Genomic DNA, 17785 nt, shown 5'->3' on the forward strand with positions numbered 1-17785 from the left:
AATTTTTTGACACCCTGGGAAGTGATGATGGGCATTCCATCTGATCTTAAAAAAATAAATATAAACAGATGAAAGTAGAAGTTTTCCTCGTATCTGGTCAAGGTATTAAAAATCAATGTTACCTCATTCATGATAACCATTCCGGAATATTGATCGATCCGGCATGGGACTATGAGTTGATCAGCAGTTTTTTGAAAGACAACCATATTACATTGAGAGGGGTTTTATTGACTCACTCTCATTACGATCATACAGATCTGGCCTCCATTTTTGCAGTATATTATGGGGTACCGGTATATATGTCAGCCATTGAAATCAGACAATATGAATTTACATGCCCTAATCTCATCGCTATCCAGCATTTGCAGGATGTCATGGTAGGTCAGTTTAGTGTAACGGCCTTACTGACTCCGGGACATACGAAAGGAAGTGTTTGCTATCTCATTGATAAGCATTGTTTTACAGGAGATACTATTTTTATTGAAGGAGTGGGCATCTGTGACAATAGTGGAATCAATTCCCTTTATGATTCCGTACAGTTTATAAAACAATATTTACCCCAGCAGGCCTTAATCTGGCCGGGACATTCGTTTGGTGAACAGCCGGGAAAAGAACTAAGTTTTCTACTGCAGAACAACATCTATTTCCTTTTGAACAGAAGAGATGCTTTTACAGATTTCAGGATGCGGAAGAATCAGCCAGACCCTTTTTCTTTCAAATAATAATGCTAATTTTATGCGTTTATTGACGATGAACTTATTGCTATGAATGTATCCATACAAAATAATAGTGCAGTTGAAAAATTAGCTTTACAGAGAGCAGATGGTTTGTATCCTGCTGCTATTGCAGTAACTCAGCACTCGCTGGCTCACTTGAAAGAAATACGACATTCTTTTTTGCATCAGGAAGAACTGGACTTTTTTGGTACATTAAAGTTACCTAAAGTTCAGCACAGTTATTTGCTGGGTAGATACGCTGCCAAAACTGCATTAAGTGCATTTATGAATGAAGTTGTTTTACCAGATACAAAAATAGTTTCCGGAATATTCCAGCAGCCCGTTCTTCATTTATCCGGAGCGGGAAATATCCAATTAAGTATTTCTCATACTACAGAAATGGGGATAGCTGTGGTATTTCCGGAAGGACATCCGATGGGGGTAGACGTAGAAGCTGTTAGTGCAGAGCAGTCAGATACCATTAAAGGAGTTATTACTCCTCATGAGAAAGATAAGCTTTTGGATATTGATGGTGATGAAAACAAAAGTCTTACTGTTTTATGGACGATAAAAGAAGCCCTGTCCAAAGTCCTGAAAACCGGTCTTATGACTCCTTTTCATTTATATGAAATTGAGGATATTGAGCATAAAGGAAATGTTATCGTTTGCAGCTTTATCAATTTTCCTCAATATCAATCCATATCCTGGGTGTCAAAAGGACATGCATGGTCCATTGTATTACCTAAAAAAAGTAGTTTGGATACAGCAGTGATTTCACGATTGTGTTTGTAGAACAGTTATTTTTTCTTTGACTTTTTCTCTTTCTTTTTGTACCAAAGATAAGTAGCCTGTTGAGATGAGCTATCCGGTTGCCCGGCCTGGTCTTCGGAAATACTCTGGCCTTTACTGTTAATGATCCTCTTTTTGGTATGGTCATTCAGCTCCATATTGATAATAGCGTTAATCTCCTGCATGATTTTTTTATCCTTTATAGGAAAGGCAACTTCTATTCTGCGGTTGAGATTCCTGCTAAGCATATCTGCCGAAGAAAGGTAAATTTTTTCTGCTCCATCATTGTGAAATCGATAGATACGGGAGTGTTCAAGATAACGGTCTACAATCCTGTAAATCTTGATGTTTTCCGTATAACCTTTAATTCCCGGCAGCAGAGTGCAGATCCCCCTCACAATAAGGGTAATTTCAACTTTTGCATTATTGGCTTCAATTAGTTTACTGATGATTTCCTTGTCATTAAGACCGTTGATCTTCATGAATACTGCTCCTTTCTTGCCATTCTCAACATTTTGTATTTCAATATCAATATGCTGTAAGATATTTTCTTTAAGATTAAATCCTGCGACCCATAAATTAGAAATAGGGTAATTTTTTTCTTTGGTTTTAAAAAACCTGAATACCTGCTTCAGATCATCCGTATATTCTTTTTGAGAGGTGAAAAAGCCAAAATCGGTGTATGTTTCTGCTGTATTTTCATTGAAATTTCCTGTTGATAGGTAAGCATAATTCTTTGTCTTTCCTGCATTTTTTAAGGTTAATAGAGCCACCTTGGCATGTACTTTAAGATTAGGCATACTGTAAATGATCCTGATTCCGGCCCTTTGCATCTCGTTGGCCCAGAAGAGGTTGTTGTTTTCGTCGAATCTGGCTTTTACCTCAACAAAAACAGTTACTTTTTTTCCATTTTTTGCAGCGCTGATCAGAGCATTAGCAATGAGGGACTGTGAAGATATGCGGTACAGGGTTACTTTTATTTCCGTTACATCTTTATGAATAGCAGCCTCGTTAAAAAACTGTAGGACATAATGATAAGATTGATATGGGAAATGGAGCAGCTGGTTTTCTTCACCAATGACTTCAAATATTGATTTCTTGGTCTCAAACGGGAAATATTTCAGCGGTGGGAAATTTTCGTTCTGAAGATCCGGAAAATTGGGATTAGGAAACTTAAACAGATCAAAAAAATTATGATGAGTACCACCTTCAATCATTTCGTAGTCCTTCAGATGGAATGCATTTTTACATAGCTTTCTCATTTCTTCGGGCATATTAAAATCATACAGGAATCTTGTAGATGAACCCGATTTTCTTTCCTGCAGTTTCTTTTTGATCTTGGAAACCAGATTTCCGCTAGCTTCGTCCTCAATCAGGTAATTTTCATCCCGGTTAAGTTTAATAGCAAATGCTGTAGAGGTTTTCTGGTCAGGGAATATATAATGCAGACATTTTTTAATTATTGTGTCTATGGATATGATGTAATTTTTTCCTTTTACAGGGCTCAGTAATTTATACCGGTTCAGCTTATCAGCTGGTATATTGATGTAACAATAGGTGATTTCGCCATTTGTATTTTTTAGCCGGATCAATAAGTAAAGCTGCCTGTTATTTAAAAAATACTCCTGATTTTCGTCTTCTGACAAATAAACAATTTGGATATAAGAAAGGATGGTTGTTTTAAAGTGACTGTCGATCTCCTCTGTATGCAGGGGGAGCAAAGACTGATTTTCGTAATAGATGATCTTATTTTCGTGAAGTTCCGGGATAATCTGCTTTTTCCATATCGAGCCGAATGTATTCTGCTGGCGGTTAATTTCCTTACTAACCTTCTCAAACAAACTGCTTTTTTCAGGAATAGAATGCAGATCGCTGATCTTTACCCGGTAAAATTCATCAAGATTGGAAGAATGAATGGCAAGGAATTTTATTCTTTCATACAGAGGATTGGTTTTATCAGCCGCTTCCTGTAAAACACAGTCATTAAAAGATAACCAGGACAATTCGGATGGAAATATATATTTTTTAGACATTTTATAATTGTTGAAGTCAAATATAGATAAGGATGGAATTCAAATTTCATTTAGAAAATCCTCTTTCAAAATTTCATTAAGCGATATTGAATGTGAAATTAATACAATTTTTAATATCAAAACCATAATTCATGGTTAGTTTGCGAAATATTAATACTGGAAATTAGATAAGACCCGGTTATTGTGATAAAGCAAAATATAGGTGATCTTAAATATTGATTCCTGATCAAAATAGACATGAAATGAGGCTGAACATGTACAAATACAGGGATAAGCAATAGAGAAAAAGCGTAATCGTTAGCGCTTGATTATTAAATAATCTATTGAATCTATATTTTAAATTAAAAAATAATAGCTAAATTCACTTTTTAACAAAAAGAAGATGAAGCTTAATCATATCAATTTAGTTGTTGCCAATGTTGAAAAGACAACAAAATTCTTTCAGACCTATTTCGGTTTTAAATGTGTAGATGTAAAAGGAGATTATATCGTTAGTGTATTAAAGGGAGAAGGTAATTTTACACTGGTATTGATGAAAAACCGAGAAGGAACTCCTGCTTACCCCGAAGCCTTTCACATAGGATTTATGCTGGACACCATAGAACAGGTTAATGATATATACCAACGTTTAAAAACGGGAGGTATCGTAGGAGAACAGGAACCCCGCAAAATAAGGGATAGCTTTGGTTTTTATTTCAGCTATGAAAACCTGATGATAGAGGTGGGGCATTATTATGAATAGTTTTTGGTTTGATTAAGGTAGAGGATTTTAAGATTTTGATTTTGTAAATCTTATACGAATGTTTTAGATAATAGGTTGAATGGAATCAGGAAAAACTAAAAATTTAAAATAGAAAAACAATAATAAAACAAACACATTCAGATGAAAAAAGGGTTTATGTATTTTTTGCTGGTCATTTTTATGACGTCGTGCAGGAGTACTTCTGTGGAAACAAATTTAACAAATGACATCAATAAATTGATAGATGGCAAAAAAATGGACATAGGAGTTTCTGTCAGAAATAATGAAGGAAATGAATTAGTTAAGATTAATAATGATAAGAAATACAGGCTATACAGTGTATCAAAATACTTTTTAGGTCTTTATATTTTACATCTTGTAGATCAGGGAAAGATGAATCTGAATCAACAGATTGTATTTTCTAAAGAAGATTTAAGACCAGATACCTATAGCCCTCTGAGAGATAGTATTCCCCAGGGAACAACAATGTCTCTTAAACAGTCCGTCTCTTTTATGCTTAAACGTAGTGATAATAATATATTCGATAAGCTTGCGAATCATGTTCCCGGAAGCTTTGGCGGCCTCAATACTTTTATCCATGAAATTCGCATGGGAAATCCGGGAGATTTCAGTATTATGTATGATTATACCAGTCCTTTAAAAGACTTTGAATCAAATAGGATTACCCCTGGTTTTGCTACAAAAATCCTTTATCAGGTTGAAAAGAAGAAAATATTATCTCACGAAAGTTTTGATCTGCTAAAAAACGGAATGGAACATTCGGTAACAAATACCAGAATACAGGGATTGATACAAAATAAAACAAAATCATTTCATAAATCAGGAACATCAGGCAGGGACAATGGTGTGCTCCGGGCATGTAATGATATTGGAATTGTAAATCTTCAAGATGGTAAATCTTTCAGTATTGCCGTATTTATATCCGACTCCCATGAAGACAATAAGACCAATGATGATGTAATAGCAAAAATAACGGACTTAGTGTATAGTAAGTTGAACAAATAAATGCTCATGTACTTTATGTGTCTGATTTGTATGTTTATGGACGGACTTTAACACTGTACTTTTCTTAAATTATTTCCCGTAAAAATAACGGCCATATATTGTCTTTGAATTGTTCACGGAAAATGCCAAAATGCCCGATAGTATCAGTATTAAAATCTTTTGGAACCAGATGAATTCTGGTCAGATCTGCCCTTTCATATTTTTTACTGAGCCAGTCAACGGCTTTTCTGGGGGCAAAATGATCATCTTCAATGCTAACAGAAATTAAAGGGGTTGTGATGTTTTTGAAAAATAGATCCTGCTTCGGAATATGATCAAAAAGATAATTAGGTGACAAACACCATTTTCCCCATTGTTTAGCAACATTTTTAGGTAAATTTTCCATACCGCTGATTCTTTTGGAAGGAAGGTAATTAAAAAAGCTGATCAGTAGAGGAAACATCGCTTTCCAATAAGTCCATAACTTATATTTTTGAAACCCTTTCCAGAATTTCCAGTATCCGCTCTGGGCTGCGACAAGAATAATTTTACCAGCCTCTGTAGAAGATGATGATAACCCGATAAGCTGACCTCCGATACTGTGCCCCAATAAAATGATATTCTGGTCCGGATAATTCTTTTTAGTGTATTCTGTTACAGCATGCAAATCGGTTTTTCCCCAGTCTGAAGCACCATTATTCAGTTTTTGAATAGGCTTTTTAAGAGATTCTCCTATACCAAGGTAGTCAAAAGTAATGACTGAAACTCCATGATCAGAAAGGAATTGTGCAAACTTTTTATAATAAGATTGTTTTACTCCGGTAGCTGATGATATGATCAGAATATTTTTACTGTCAGGAACTTCGTAAATATGGGCAGAAACAGGATACCCTTCATTGGTTTTGATTTCTACTGTTTTCATCATATTTGGTTATGTAGTTTGAATAAATAATGATTTCTCATTATTAAGAGGTTTTTGATAAAATAGTGAATAAAAATTTTTAATAAATGTAAGCCATAATTTTTTTAATAAGAGAAGAATTGCCTTGATTTTAAGTGTTATACATAATTTTTATTGAAAGTAATCTCCGAAAATACTATTTTTAAAATCCGTATCATTTCAAATAATTATTTCAAACAACGAGTAACGAATATGCACGAACTATTACCTTTCATGTTAGCCTTGATTATAGCAATTGTATTGATCGAAATGTTGGCTGAAAAACTGAGAATTGCATATCCCATACTTCTTGTTGTTGCCGGGCTGCTGATCAGTTTTATTCCCGGGCTGCCAGGCATACAGATTGATCCGGACCTTATATTCTTTATTTTCCTGCCGCCTATTCTCTTTGAAGCTGCATGGAGTATTTCATTTAAAGAAATGAAAAAGTGGTGGCGGATCATTGGAAGTTTTGCGTTTCTGGTTGTATTTTTTTCCGCGCTCACAGTTGCATTGATATCTAATTATTTTATTCCGGGTTTTACCCTTGCATTAGGTTTTCTGTTAGGAGGAATTGTATCGCCTCCCGACGCGGTTAGTACGGGAGCAATTATGAAGTTTGTGAGAATTCCAAAATCCACCTCCGCAGTTCTGGAAGGTGAAAGCTTACTGAACGATGCCTCATCGCTTATTATTGTCCGCTTTGCTTTAGTAGCTATAGGAACGGGACAATTTATTTTCCAGACGGCGATTACGGATTTCTTCTGGATGGTTATAGGAGGAATAGGAATCGGACTTTTAGGAGGATGGCTCTTTATCCAGGCTCATAAAAGACTGCCTACGGATGCACCTTCAGATATTGTGTTTACACTGGTGGAATCCTATCTGCTGTATTGGGTGGCTGAACAGGCACATAGTTCAGGTGTGCTGGCCGTAGTCGCCGGTGGATTGTTTTTATCCACCCGGAGGCTTACTTTTCTCAGTAGTGCCAGCAGGATCAAAGGGCTCAGTTTTTGGGAAGCGCTGATCTTTATTTTAAATGGTATCGTATTTATGATCATCGGATTAGCTCTTCCGGAAATTGTGAAGGGGCTTAGGGCAGATGGGATTCCTTTAAGAACAGCAATTTTTTATGGAGCCCTTGTTACGGTAATTTTAATTGCTACCCGGATGATCTCTTCTTATGCCGCACTGATTGCAACTGTTATGTTCAGGCCCAGTGTTGCTCCCGGAAGAGGTTTAAGCCGCCGGAGAATACTTGGCTTACCGCTGTTATTAGGTTGGACAGGAATGCGGGGTGTGGTGTCATTAGCCGCTGCTTTATCTATTCCGTTGACCTTACCGACCGGAGAAGCTTTTCCACATAGAAATCTGATATTGTTCGTCACCTTTACAGTGATACTTTTTACACTTCTTATCCAGGGGCTTACTCTTCCTCTTATCATTGAACGCTCAAAATTGTTTGATTACGGCAGGGAATTACCGGAGGATGAAGCAAAAATGAAAGTAAAAAACCATCTTGTGGTAGAAACAATACGTTTGTTAAAAGAAAAACAAAAAATGGGGGAGTATGAAGATCCTCATTTACAAAAGATGATTGACCAGTGGGAATATAAAATAAGCCAGCCGGAACATTTGAGAATGACCGAACGGACCAAACAGAATTACCTCGAATTGCTGGAAAATCAGCGTAAGTTCTTATCGGGACTTAACAAAGATCCTGAATTGCATGAAGAATACATCAATTGGCAAATATATCAGATCGATCTGGAAGAAGAGAGAATCAGACTTTTATAAATCAATAAAACGGGCTTTGGCCCGTTTATTTTTTATTAATCAGTATAAAATGCATGCATCCTTTTCACCTTGCCCTCATCATTAAAGAACATCACCTCAATTGCTTTTTTGTTCATAATGGATTGGTAATACAATGCAACGGAATTGATACCGTAAGTGACATCATACAGTTCAAAATGCAAATCGGGTACCTTCTCAAGAGCACGCCCCCAATATTCTCTAACAGCTTCTTTTCCTTTAAGGGTATCTTCACCTGATGTGAATGTTTTGATCATCGGAGTAGTGATCTCGATATCATCTGCATAATGGCTCAGGATGTCTTCCAAATTATGAGAATTCCAGGAGTTGATCCAAAGGTTGGCAAAATTTTTAATGTCCATAGAATATTTAGTTTTTTAGGGTCAATAGATTAATGGGTAGAAGTAGGAAGTTTAACAAAGCTGATGTCATCCAGAATAACTACACCTTCCGGAGTTTTATCAAAGATCAATGAGATCGATTTCAGCTTATCCAGATCCAGTTCCGGATACTTTTTTCTGACGGTATCAAGGTCAAAATAAAAATAGTCTGGAATAGATTCTGCATCAGGATTATCATTGAAAAAACTGAATTTGGTTAAGTTCTTTTTCAGTTGAGGTTGTAAAGGTGCACAGTCACTCAAAAGGAAATGTGCTTTTTTTCCGTTTTGATCCGTCAGCTCAATACTGAAATCGATGGCCTTTTTTTGCAGATCTTTTTTTACGGACTCCTCCTTTTTAGTTTCTTTTTTTCCTTTCCGGGCTGCTACCGAAGATTCATCGCTCTCTGCAAGATTAAATGCCAATGCTTTTCCCTTTAAATCCTGGCGGAGGCTGTCAGGGAAAGTAAAAGTATATTTTCCTGGTTTATTACCGTTTTCACTGTGATTCCACCCGATATAAGCAGCTCTTGAAATTTGACTGTTCCAGATCAGCTTCTGCTGGGCTTCCCGCCATAAGCTAAGGTTTTCACCCGTGATCTGTACGCCTTTTAAAGTGGCAGTAGATAGGTTGAGATCTTCTTCATAACGGGCAACAAATGTCGTTTCACTATCCTCAAACTGATTGAAATAAATATGGTTCGGAAGCCATTTTCGTCCATACCGATAATCTGTAAAAAGAGGTTTGTAGACGTTTTCTCCTTTCAGGTTAACATCTAAAAAAGCGGATATGTATACTTTTGCGATCTGTTGTTGTTCCTTTTCAGGCATCAGGTTTTTCATATTGAACTGATTAATATACGGACTGCTGGAATCATAGCTTCCCCATGAAGTATTGAACTGTCCGTGGTTTGCCTGATGAACATACAATCCAGCTTTGAGTCCCTTATAATGCCGTGAATACTGAATCCGTTTATATGTGGCAAGTCCGCCGTAAGACTGCATGTCCATATCATGAACTCCCTGGATGACAAAATAATTGATGTCTTCCAGGGGTGCTAAAATAGATGCCGGCTGATACTGTCCGTCCACCGGTGCAATAGCTATGTAAGCTTTTATATTAAAATTAAAATCGAATCTTTCATTGGCATTGTCAGGAAAATAAGGCAGCTTATTGAACAGCGCAGCGTGCGACATGGCTTCCCCACCTCTGGAATGTCCTATGAGCGCAATCTGATCCATATTGATCCTGTTAAAAAACGGATTACGAGGATCCTGATTCCATTTTCTCCAAAGCTGCAGATGTTTAAGCATCAGCCAGCCTCTTGCTCCGTTTTCGTCTTTGAATCCTTTTTGGTCGATATCCGTAAAACTTGTATTCAGGAAATTTTCATCAACGGATGCTACAATATATCCTTTGCTTGCCAGAAGCTTACCCAGATAATCATATCCTTTTTCAGACCAGTCCTGGGCCAGATGATTGCCATGAACGATCAATACCAAAGGAGCCTTTCCATTGAGATTTTCAGGATACCAAACCATTGCATTCAGGGGAAGTTGCGTTTTATCAAATCCAAAATAGCGTGTACGGAGTTTACCGGACATTCCATCCCATGAGTTAAGAAGTATGGAGCCGTCTACAGAAGCTGTTTTAATATTTACATCCCGGCCATAGATCGTACGGTGTTTGTCTTTTCCCGATCCGTAAGTAAGGAAAGCTACTTTGTATTTTCCCGGAAGGGAAGGGTCAGGAGCATTGATCGGGAGGGGAAGTTTCCCGGACATTTTATAATTTTTAACTGCTGAAGGAGTATTCCCCGAATCCAAATAAATATAACCGCCAATCACGATTCCAAGAATTCCAATAAAAAGTGAAGTTGCGGTAAGTATTTTCTGACGCAATGACCAGCTTGTTTTAGATTTGGATCTCCAATAGAACAAAGCTCCAAAGGTAAGAGAAGGAAAAAGAACAAGAAATACAATCAATACCCAGCGAAATGTAGATGTAATTAAAATAAGATAGAAGAAAAAAAACAGGGTAAAACCGATTGCATGTCTGAAATTAGAAGGTGTTCTGCCTATTAAGCCGGCCAACCAGCCTATTAATCCGCCAATAAGGTAACTTACCAGAAGTGAAATCAGCAGAAATAAAATGAAATTTCCCCATCCTATGGCAGGAAGGAATTTATCCGCGGATACCAGAATGAAAAAAATACAGGAACTCAAAAGAATGCCATACCCGCTTGCTTTTAATGTCTGACGGCTTGGAGCAATCGAGTTTTCTAAACGTTGAAACCAACCTGTTATTTTTTTCCATAGTGAAGTTTTTTCGTTCATAATATATTGCTTGGTGTTTGTTTTTATAAAATGGAAGTCTACTCTAGAAGCTACAAATCAACTGCTGAAAAAGGAGGGTGGAAGTACTTGGGATCAGCATATTCAAATTCGAAATTCAGTTCAGCGATCAGTCTGGCTGAAGAGATTTTCTTTCCTTCCGGTTTTGTGGTATCTGTGTTCAATATGTTTTTCTGAATACTGATGACTTCTGATTTGGTGGGATGAAGTGGGGCAACCACATTATAGATTCTGGAAGAACATTGCTTTTCAATCATTTTCTCAATAACCGAACAAATGTCGTTGTAGTGAATATGATTGACAAAAAAATTGAGATTTGAGACATTATATTTGCTTAGAAAACGATCATCTCCCATGAGACCAGCCAACCTTAAAATATTAGTTTGGGGATATCTGGTTCTGATCATTCTTTCTCCGGAAATCTGATCAGGAGATACATCTTCCTCGATAAATTCTTTACTGAGATCAGGATATACCCCTGTTGTACTCATAAGAAAAATCTGTCCGTCATAATCTTCTATAAATGAAAAAAGATTCTGGATCCTGTTGTATAAAGAACTTGCACAGCAGCTTTTTCCCGAAATGGGAATAGTAATGATCAGGACATCCAGTTCATTGATAATCTGCCATTGATCCATTTTTTCAGTCAGCAGATAATCGGGAAAATTGACAAGGTAAGGATGAAATCCTTGTTTTTCCAAGTGCTTAGCCTTGTCCGGACTTGTTATTGTTGTATAGACCTCAAAGGTTTCGGACAATTTTGTTGCAATCCTTGATCCCAGCCAGCCACAACCGATTATTCCTGCTTTTTTCATATTAACTTTTTTTATCTCCTTCCTAATTATAATGATGTGAATTCGAACTTGTGTACTATTATTTTTTTTAAGTAGGTGAAATTAATCAATTTATTTAGTATATACCTGCTGTCAGGTAGAAAAAAATACGCTCCGGCAGGTATTGGAGGGGCCTCTTTATGCAGGTAAATTTGCTTTTATAATTGATGAAAGGAAGGGTAATAGCTTGTAACCATATTTTCGCTGGATCTGGAATTCATTTCATGGATTTAACAGTATATATTTTAACACCAAACAATAACAAAATGAAAAAATTAATCTGTACTTTTTTATTTTTAACAGGGTTGAGCATTGCGGCACAACCCACAGTGACGAGAGCGGCACTTGATAAAATTAACATTACCACTGATGTTTATCATGCCAATGTTTCGGCATCTTTGAATCCGGGACCTTCCGGAGCCGGACAAACCTGGGATTTCTCATCTTATGTAGGCACACCCGTAATCAGTACTAAACTATATCCGTGTCCGGGGCATGCTAATTGTTCTAAATTTCCAACGGCCAACAGAATAAGCGAATTGGTAGGAGGAAGTACTTACGATTATCTTCTCAATAGTGATACGGAAGCCACAACTATTGGTAATTACAGTACACCGGGAGATGTAATGATGACCTATACTGATCCCTTGATCAATTACAAATTTCCTGTTAATTACCTTCAGGAATTTACAGATACTTATCAGATCAATATTCCTGGTACGGTAGAGAACGGACAGGAAAACTTTAAAGTAGACGGATATGGCACTGTGATAACACCTAACGGAACTTTTCAGAATGCTTTGAGGATTAAGAGAGTAAGAACGGCAACCCAAACCAGCGGCGGAGTATCTCAGGACTATCATAATGAATCGTATCAATGGGTCACTGAATCCAACGGACCAGTTCTGGTAATTGCATTTAATACATTTACAACTAACGGACAAACCACGACCCAGCCTTCATTGGCATATTTTTCACCGTCGTCTACATTATCTACGATAGATATGGATAACAAAAAAGATGAGATTGTGATTTATCCTAATCCGACATCAAAATTCATCACAATAAAATCTAAAGATGACATTAAGAATATCAGTATTATCAGCCTAGATGGTAAAGTTGTTCAGAAAACACAGAATTCCGGAATGATCGATGTTTCAGAGCTGCCTAATGGAATATATGTGGTTCACGGAGAATTAAAAAGTGGGAAAATTATTTCGAAAAAAATCAGTAAACAGTAATTTTTTTCATTTTTTATGATGGAAAGGTACTATCCGCTTTGGATAGTACTTTTTATTTTATGTGGAGATCATTTCCTTTTGTCAAAGTCCGTTTTCTTTTGCAAATTTTAAAAGTTCAACCACATTACGGACCTCACATTTGTTCAATAAATTTCTCCGGTGAGTTTGTACTGTAAGATAGCTTAAGAAAAGGATATCCGAGATCTCCTGTGTCGATTTACCTTCCGATACCAGCTTTAGAATTTCTTTCTCCCTTTGGGTTAACCTGGGAACCGATTTAAGATCATAAATACTGGTCTTTTCAACAATTGTTTCAATTTCTGAGCTAAAAGCCATTTCTCCGGATACAGCCTTATTAATGCAGGATTTGAATTCTTCGAGTGACGCATTTTTTAGCAAATATCCATGTGCTCCGTTTTTGATCATTTGTAAAATAATGCTTCTTTCGGACTGGCTGCTCATTGCCAATACGATGATTTTAGGATGGTTTTTTTTTATTTTCAGGCACAGATCGATGCCATTGATGTCCGGAAGAAATACATCCAGCAGAACAACATCTGCTTTACCAAGATGCTCATAATTGAGGAGCGCTTCACCGGTATTAAAGCTCCGGACAATTTCCACATCATCTGATTTCGAAAAAAGCATTTGCAGTCCCTCAGCGATAATAGGATGGTCATCAACAATAATTGTTTTGTAGGGTTTTGTCATGATGGGTGCAGTTAAATGGATAATTCAATATTAAAAGTAGTAGGATGATTTGCAGAAGATTGGATGTCTATTTTTCCATTAAAAAGTTCCACTCTGCTTTTTAGATTTTTCAATCCCTGCCCTGTAAAGTTCTTGATTTGACTGGTATCGAAACCTTTACCATTATCTTCTACCGTAATGAAAAAACGGGATTGATTCTGGCTGCAGTCCACCAGGATTTCTGTACAGGATGAATGTTTCAAAGCATTGTTCAGTAATTCCTGAATAATTCTGTAAATCATAATCTGAATATTTTCCGGAATATCAGACCGGATCTGATTGGCCTGGAAATAAATACGGATGTCATCGGTTTCCAACATATGGCAGAGGTCATTTAATGCATGTTCCAGACCTAATTTGAGAAGCGTTTCCGGAATAAGGTTAAAAGAAATCTGCCGTAATTCAGTAATTGAATTGTTCAGGATTCCATTCATATTTTCAATTTCATCCTTCGATGCAGGTCCCGAAGAACTGCTTATCTTTAAAAATCTGGTTCTAAGGGAAGATAGCATACTTCCCACGCCGTCATGGAGGTCCCGGGCTATTCTCTTACGTTCATCTTCTTCTCCTCTGATCACCGCCTGCATGACTTCTATTTCCTTCTGATTTTTTAAGCTTTCCAGGTTTTGTACATAATTAAGGGACTGTTGGGTGGCTATTTTCTTCTGATTTTTTGAATTGATCCAAAGGAAGATAACAAGTAATAACAGAATAACCGAAACCGCAACCAGCAAACCATAGTAAAGTTTATTGTTCTGTGCAACCAAACGATCACGTTCGCGTTGAGCTTCAAGCTGGCTGATCTTCTTCTCATTTTCCGCCCGGTTAAACTTGGCTTCAAGAGCTGCTATTTTTTCCTGATACTCACTCAGGTTGAGGCTGTCATTGATCGTATTGTATCTGGACAGGTATTTATAAGCATTTTTGGTATCCCCCAGACTTTCAAAGGTCTGCGCCAGTTCCTTGGTATAGTTTCTCTGGTCAAGGGCAAAATGGGTCGTGCTTCCTATAAGATCCAGCAGCAGGTTTTTAGCATCTTCGAGCCGGTTCAGAGCTTTCAGGGGTTCATATTTGGAAAACTTCAGTCGATTGGTTAAAAGGATATCATGATGGAGGGTACTGTTTACAATCCCTTTATCATAACTTTTTAAAGCATTATTAAACTGTCCGAGTCTGTAAAAATAAAAGCCCTCAGCTGTATAATAGCTACCGTTGAGATTAGAATCCGGATATTTTCTAATGATATTGTATGCGATATCAAGAGATTTTTTAGCCTCCGCCAACATATGAAGGCGGCTTTTGTTTTCAGCATCTATAATATAGATGTCGGCCTTTGTTTCCTGGTAAGTATATGTAGATCTGGAGGCCTGTTCAATATATTCCTTAGCGGTTTTCAGGTAGCTGTCTGCCTTAATCCTTTCATCATAGTTCATGAAAATGGTTGCAACGGATTTGTAAAGAATACTCAGAGTTTCCAGATCGTTTCCTTTTTTACCCGTAGGGATGGCTTCATTGATGAGAATTTTCATCCCTTCCAGCTCATTGTTCTGTAAAACTTTGATAAGAGATATGTTTTTCAGGATAAAAGCCTGTAATGAATATGAGTCCTTGGTTTTATATTTCCTGAGCTCAGTAAGAGCAAGGTTGAGCTGCTTACCATAATTGTCAAAATCTCCCTTGCTTACTAATCCTGCCGCATTATAATAAATAGCCGCAGCTTTTAAGAAAGGATATTTGAGTGCTATCTTATTGGCAGTAAGGAGATATCTGTCAGATAGCTCGTTCTTTTTACTTCTTCTGAATAGATCGGCCAGCTTAAAACTGTTTATTCCTCGTATGCTGTCTGACTTGGTTGTCTGTATAACATGAGTAAGGCTGTCGATATAAGGACCATCATCATCAAGGGTGTAAAACCTTTGAGAATAAGAAAAACTGAAAGTGAAAGATACCAGTAACAGGAGTAATTTTCTTTTCATACGTATAAATTGTGATCTTTGGTGCAGCAAAAATAAAATTCTTACTTATACAAATATACATTTATCACCATTTAAATGGTAGATACTTAAGTGCAGTTCGTGGATTTTTATCTGGTTAAACAACTCAAGCCTTCATGAGACATCTTTTCAAAACATTATTGATTCTGCAATGAGTGAGTTTTATTAATATAATATGCTACTAAGAGATTTGGAACCCAGCATAGCCAGGCAACAATAAGGTAGGATATATTTGGTGTCCCTATAGCTATTTTTAATAAAGGCATCCACAGTCTTAGTGTTACTGCTGCAAAAGTACAGGCATAGCTATAGGTCATCAGTTTCTGATGCTGTAAAACATCACCTCTTTTTATCTTTAAAAATGCGGCAACGGTTGTAGAAAACCAAATCATTCCCAGGCTTATAAAACCTAATGAAGAAATAATTCCTCCATTAGCAAAGAAGCCAATATATATACCCGATACTGAGCTGATAATTACTGAGAATATATATGTTTTACCTATTATTCTGTGTAAAACTTTATGCTTATTCCTAAATGTTGCCCCAAACTGTCTCCATCCAATAAAAAGAGAGATACCCCCGAAGATTATATGGCTAAAGAAAAGAGCTCTCCAGACTGTATCATGAACAACTTCAGGAAGCTTGGTTTGTAAAAAAGTATGTTTGTGATCAACAAAAAGATAAATTAAAGGATATAGTCCGATTAATAATGCAAAAATAACCAGGATAACGAACAAAAATATTTTCATAGTAAAAGAGCTTGAGTTAAATGGCTTAACAATAGGGTGTTAAATGTTGTTTTTTTAGCAAAAGTGCGGATTGTTAAAAAAATAAATGCCCCAGAATGTAAGGTGGAACTAATTTCATACACATAAAATAACTGATTGAGCGGATTGTTTTGTGGAAGTCGAATAATTATTTTCTTTCTAACCTCTAACCTCTAACCTCTAACCTCTAACCTCTAACCTCCAATCTCAAGATTCTGCTCCTTTAAAAAGTCTCTCGGGGAACAATTCATATATTTTTTAAAATTGCGGTTAAAAGCAGTTTTGGAATTAAACCCACATTCAAATGCCAGTGAAAGAATAGTGAATTTTTGATTTTCCGGAAGGATAGCGATTCTTTTAAATTCTTCAATCCTTTGTATATTGATGTAATCGTAGAAGTTTTTGTCTTCAATGGTATTGATAACCTGAGAAAGAGTATTGGGATGTACTTCGATACTGCCGGCCAGTGTAGCCAGGTTTATTTCGGGATCTTTGAAAAGTTGTTCAGATTGCATTTTGGAAGTCAGCCTGGTGTAGATTTCCTGGATTGAGGCTTCGTTTAAAATCGATTTCTGATATTTAATCTGTTGATTTTCATTAGGCGGTGTGGTATCATCTTTTTCAGTATCTTTTATTTTTGGCTCTGGTAAATTTAAAATTCCTGCTTTGGTAATTCCGAAATAAGCCGCCAGTAATATAAAAATTACAACTGAGGTAAATGTGATTCTGTCATCTTTAAGGATAACTAAGATCCAGATTACAGCGATTCCAAAAATAAGGTAATATACCCAGTTCAAGTTGATCCTTTCAATGTTAGAATACTGTTTTGCAATACTGTCTTTGTATTTTTTTAATGATCTGATACTAAGTATGATATATGTAATTCCGGAAATATAAATAAGTATATTGATATTTTCTCTTATGTTTTGATACCTCATTCCGCCATTATGATAAATTAAAATCTTATCTTTTGTCGAAAGTAAATAGAAATCCCACAAAATAAGATACACGACCAAAGGAGGAATGAAATGCAGAATCCTCAGATATCTGCGATTGTTTTGCTGAGTAAGCGTAAGGACATATACATAAAGCATAGGTCCATGTATCAAAGGAAGAGGAATCTCTAATCCCAATAAATAGGGAGTAGTAATATTGTTTTCGGAAAAATTTAAATAAAATAATGTCAAATGAATCCCAATGATAAAGAACCATAATGCCAAAAGGTAATCTGCCATCATTTTCCTTTTCTTACCTAAAATGAGAAAAGAAGAAAAATAAGCAATAAAGATTCCTGATAAATAGAACATGTTACAATACCAAACCGAGTAATGACCAAAAATAAAATATTAAAATCATATTTCTGAGGTATATTTTATTTAACGGACATTTTTCAGGGTTGGGAGTGAATAACCTGCTATTAATAAGA

15 protein-coding genes are annotated in these 17785 nt (G+C 36.4%); 6 read left to right on the top strand and 9 right to left on the bottom strand.

Features of this window, described 5'->3' with window-relative positions; genetic code table 11:
• Positions 1-68 precede the first annotated feature (68 nt).
• Together ACNFU2_RS01790 and ACNFU2_RS01795 are read left to right on the top strand one after the other, a co-directional pair.
• Positions 69-722 (top strand): MBL fold metallo-hydrolase, encoded by a 654-nt coding sequence (locus ACNFU2_RS01790; RefSeq protein ID WP_273647759.1) that lies wholly within the window; start codon positions 69-71, stop codon positions 720-722.
• Positions 723-764: 42 nt separating this feature from the next.
• The gene (locus tag ACNFU2_RS01795; protein WP_273647760.1) at positions 765-1508 is read left to right on the top strand and encodes a 4'-phosphopantetheinyl transferase family protein; all 744 of its coding nucleotides are present in this window, start codon (positions 765-767) and stop codon (positions 1506-1508) included.
• A gap of 5 nt (positions 1509-1513) precedes the next feature.
• Here the strand turns inward: ACNFU2_RS01795 and ppk1 are convergent, their stop codons facing one another.
• Positions 1514-3538 (bottom strand): polyphosphate kinase 1, encoded by a 2025-nt coding sequence (gene ppk1 / locus ACNFU2_RS01800; protein ID WP_273647761.1) that lies wholly within the window; start codon positions 3536-3538, stop codon positions 1514-1516.
• 382 nt (positions 3539-3920) lie between these two features.
• Between ppk1 and ACNFU2_RS01805 the strand changes: the two genes are divergently transcribed.
• Complete coding sequence (locus ACNFU2_RS01805) at positions 3921-4280, top strand: VOC family protein (RefSeq protein ID WP_273647762.1); 360 nt, start codon at positions 3921-3923, stop codon at positions 4278-4280.
• A gap of 141 nt (positions 4281-4421) precedes the next feature.
• On the top strand, positions 4422-5306 hold the full coding sequence (locus ACNFU2_RS01810; protein WP_418123462.1) for a serine hydrolase: 885 nt from the start codon (positions 4422-4424) through the stop codon (positions 5304-5306).
• Between the two features lie 64 nt (positions 5307-5370).
• Here the strand turns inward: ACNFU2_RS01810 and ACNFU2_RS01815 are convergent, their stop codons facing one another.
• On the bottom strand, positions 5371-6210 hold the full coding sequence (locus ACNFU2_RS01815; protein WP_273647764.1) for an alpha/beta fold hydrolase: 840 nt from the start codon (positions 6208-6210) through the stop codon (positions 5371-5373).
• 228 nt (positions 6211-6438) lie between these two features.
• Between ACNFU2_RS01815 and ACNFU2_RS01820 the strand changes: the two genes are divergently transcribed.
• Positions 6439-8022, top strand: a complete 1584-nt coding sequence (locus ACNFU2_RS01820) for a Na+/H+ antiporter (protein ID WP_172283436.1) — start codon at positions 6439-6441, stop codon at positions 8020-8022.
• 35 nt (positions 8023-8057) lie between these two features.
• Here the strand turns inward: ACNFU2_RS01820 and ACNFU2_RS01825 are convergent, their stop codons facing one another.
• From ACNFU2_RS01825 to ACNFU2_RS01835, 3 genes are read right to left on the bottom strand one after another with little or no spacing between them, the layout of a single operon-like run.
• Positions 8058-8402: a nuclear transport factor 2 family protein gene (locus ACNFU2_RS01825; RefSeq protein ID WP_172283434.1), complete on the bottom strand. Its 345-nt coding sequence runs from the start codon at positions 8400-8402 to the stop codon at positions 8058-8060.
• A 29-nt stretch (positions 8403-8431) separates the two neighbouring features.
• Entirely contained in the window at positions 8432-10756 is a 2325-nt protein-coding gene (locus ACNFU2_RS01830) for a chlorophyllase/cutinase-like alpha/beta fold protein (RefSeq protein ID WP_418123464.1), read from the bottom strand.
• A 50-nt stretch (positions 10757-10806) separates the two neighbouring features.
• Positions 10807-11589 carry a hypothetical protein gene (locus ACNFU2_RS01835; RefSeq protein ID WP_273647766.1) on the bottom strand — a complete coding sequence of 261 codons (783 nt, stop codon included), beginning with the start codon at positions 11587-11589 and terminating at the stop codon, positions 10807-10809.
• 284 nt (positions 11590-11873) lie between these two features.
• Here ACNFU2_RS01835 and ACNFU2_RS01840 point away from each other — a divergent pair, with 284 nt between their 5' ends.
• Positions 11874-12848 carry a T9SS type A sorting domain-containing protein gene (locus tag ACNFU2_RS01840; protein WP_306611940.1) on the top strand — a complete coding sequence of 325 codons (975 nt, stop codon included), beginning with the start codon at positions 11874-11876 and terminating at the stop codon, positions 12846-12848.
• A gap of 81 nt (positions 12849-12929) precedes the next feature.
• On the opposite strand, the gene ACNFU2_RS01845 is transcribed toward ACNFU2_RS01840, so the two are convergent.
• The 4 genes from ACNFU2_RS01845 to ACNFU2_RS01860 form a co-directional block, all read right to left on the bottom strand.
• The gene (locus ACNFU2_RS01845) at positions 12930-13559 is read right to left on the bottom strand and encodes a response regulator (protein ID WP_306611942.1); all 630 of its coding nucleotides are present in this window, start codon (positions 13557-13559) and stop codon (positions 12930-12932) included.
• 11 nt (positions 13560-13570) lie between these two features.
• On the bottom strand, positions 13571-15574 hold the full coding sequence (locus tag ACNFU2_RS01850; protein WP_273647769.1) for a sensor histidine kinase: 2004 nt from the start codon (positions 15572-15574) through the stop codon (positions 13571-13573).
• Positions 15575-15729: 155 nt separating this feature from the next.
• Positions 15730-16341 (bottom strand): DUF2306 domain-containing protein, encoded by a 612-nt coding sequence (locus tag ACNFU2_RS01855; RefSeq protein WP_418123468.1) that lies wholly within the window; start codon positions 16339-16341, stop codon positions 15730-15732.
• Between the two features lie 212 nt (positions 16342-16553).
• Positions 16554-17594 (bottom strand): helix-turn-helix domain-containing protein, encoded by a 1041-nt coding sequence (locus ACNFU2_RS01860; RefSeq protein WP_418123470.1) that lies wholly within the window; start codon positions 17592-17594, stop codon positions 16554-16556.
• Between the last annotated feature and the right edge of the window lie 191 nt (positions 17595-17785).

The organism is Chryseobacterium sp. PTM-20240506 (genome assembly GCF_048296755.1).
Lineage (GTDB): Bacteria > Bacteroidota > Bacteroidia > Flavobacteriales > Weeksellaceae > Chryseobacterium > Chryseobacterium proteolyticum.

Bases quoted from the DNA above. Each gene is read 5' to 3' on its own strand.
- ACNFU2_RS01790 (WP_273647759.1), top strand. From the start codon at position 69: ATGAAAGTAGAAGTTTTCCTCGTATCTGGTCAAGGTATTAAAAATCAA.
- ACNFU2_RS01795 (WP_273647760.1), top strand. From the start codon at position 765: ATGAATGTATCCATACAAAATAATAGTGCAGTTGAAAAATTAGCTTTA.
- ppk1 (WP_273647761.1), bottom strand. From the start codon at position 3,538: ATGTCTAAAAAATATATATTTCCATCCGAATTGTCCTGGTTATCTTTT.
- ACNFU2_RS01805 (WP_273647762.1), top strand. From the start codon at position 3,921: ATGAAGCTTAATCATATCAATTTAGTTGTTGCCAATGTTGAAAAGACA.
- ACNFU2_RS01810 (WP_418123462.1), top strand. From the start codon at position 4,422: ATGAAAAAAGGGTTTATGTATTTTTTGCTGGTCATTTTTATGACGTCG.
- ACNFU2_RS01815 (WP_273647764.1), bottom strand. From the start codon at position 6,210: ATGATGAAAACAGTAGAAATCAAAACCAATGAAGGGTATCCTGTTTCT.
- ACNFU2_RS01820 (WP_172283436.1), top strand. From the start codon at position 6,439: ATGCACGAACTATTACCTTTCATGTTAGCCTTGATTATAGCAATTGTA.
- ACNFU2_RS01825 (WP_172283434.1), bottom strand. From the start codon at position 8,402: ATGGACATTAAAAATTTTGCCAACCTTTGGATCAACTCCTGGAATTCT.
- ACNFU2_RS01830 (WP_418123464.1), bottom strand. From the start codon at position 10,756: ATGAACGAAAAAACTTCACTATGGAAAAAAATAACAGGTTGGTTTCAA.
- ACNFU2_RS01835 (WP_273647766.1), bottom strand. From the start codon at position 11,589: ATGAAAAAAGCAGGAATAATCGGTTGTGGCTGGCTGGGATCAAGGATT.
- ACNFU2_RS01840 (WP_306611940.1), top strand. From the start codon at position 11,874: ATGAAAAAATTAATCTGTACTTTTTTATTTTTAACAGGGTTGAGCATT.
- ACNFU2_RS01845 (WP_306611942.1), bottom strand. From the start codon at position 13,559: ATGACAAAACCCTACAAAACAATTATTGTTGATGACCATCCTATTATC.
- ACNFU2_RS01850 (WP_273647769.1), bottom strand. From the start codon at position 15,574: ATGAAAAGAAAATTACTCCTGTTACTGGTATCTTTCACTTTCAGTTTT.
- ACNFU2_RS01855 (WP_418123468.1), bottom strand. From the start codon at position 16,341: ATGAAAATATTTTTGTTCGTTATCCTGGTTATTTTTGCATTATTAATC.
- ACNFU2_RS01860 (WP_418123470.1), bottom strand. From the start codon at position 17,594: ATGGCAGATTACCTTTTGGCATTATGGTTCTTTATCATTGGGATTCAT.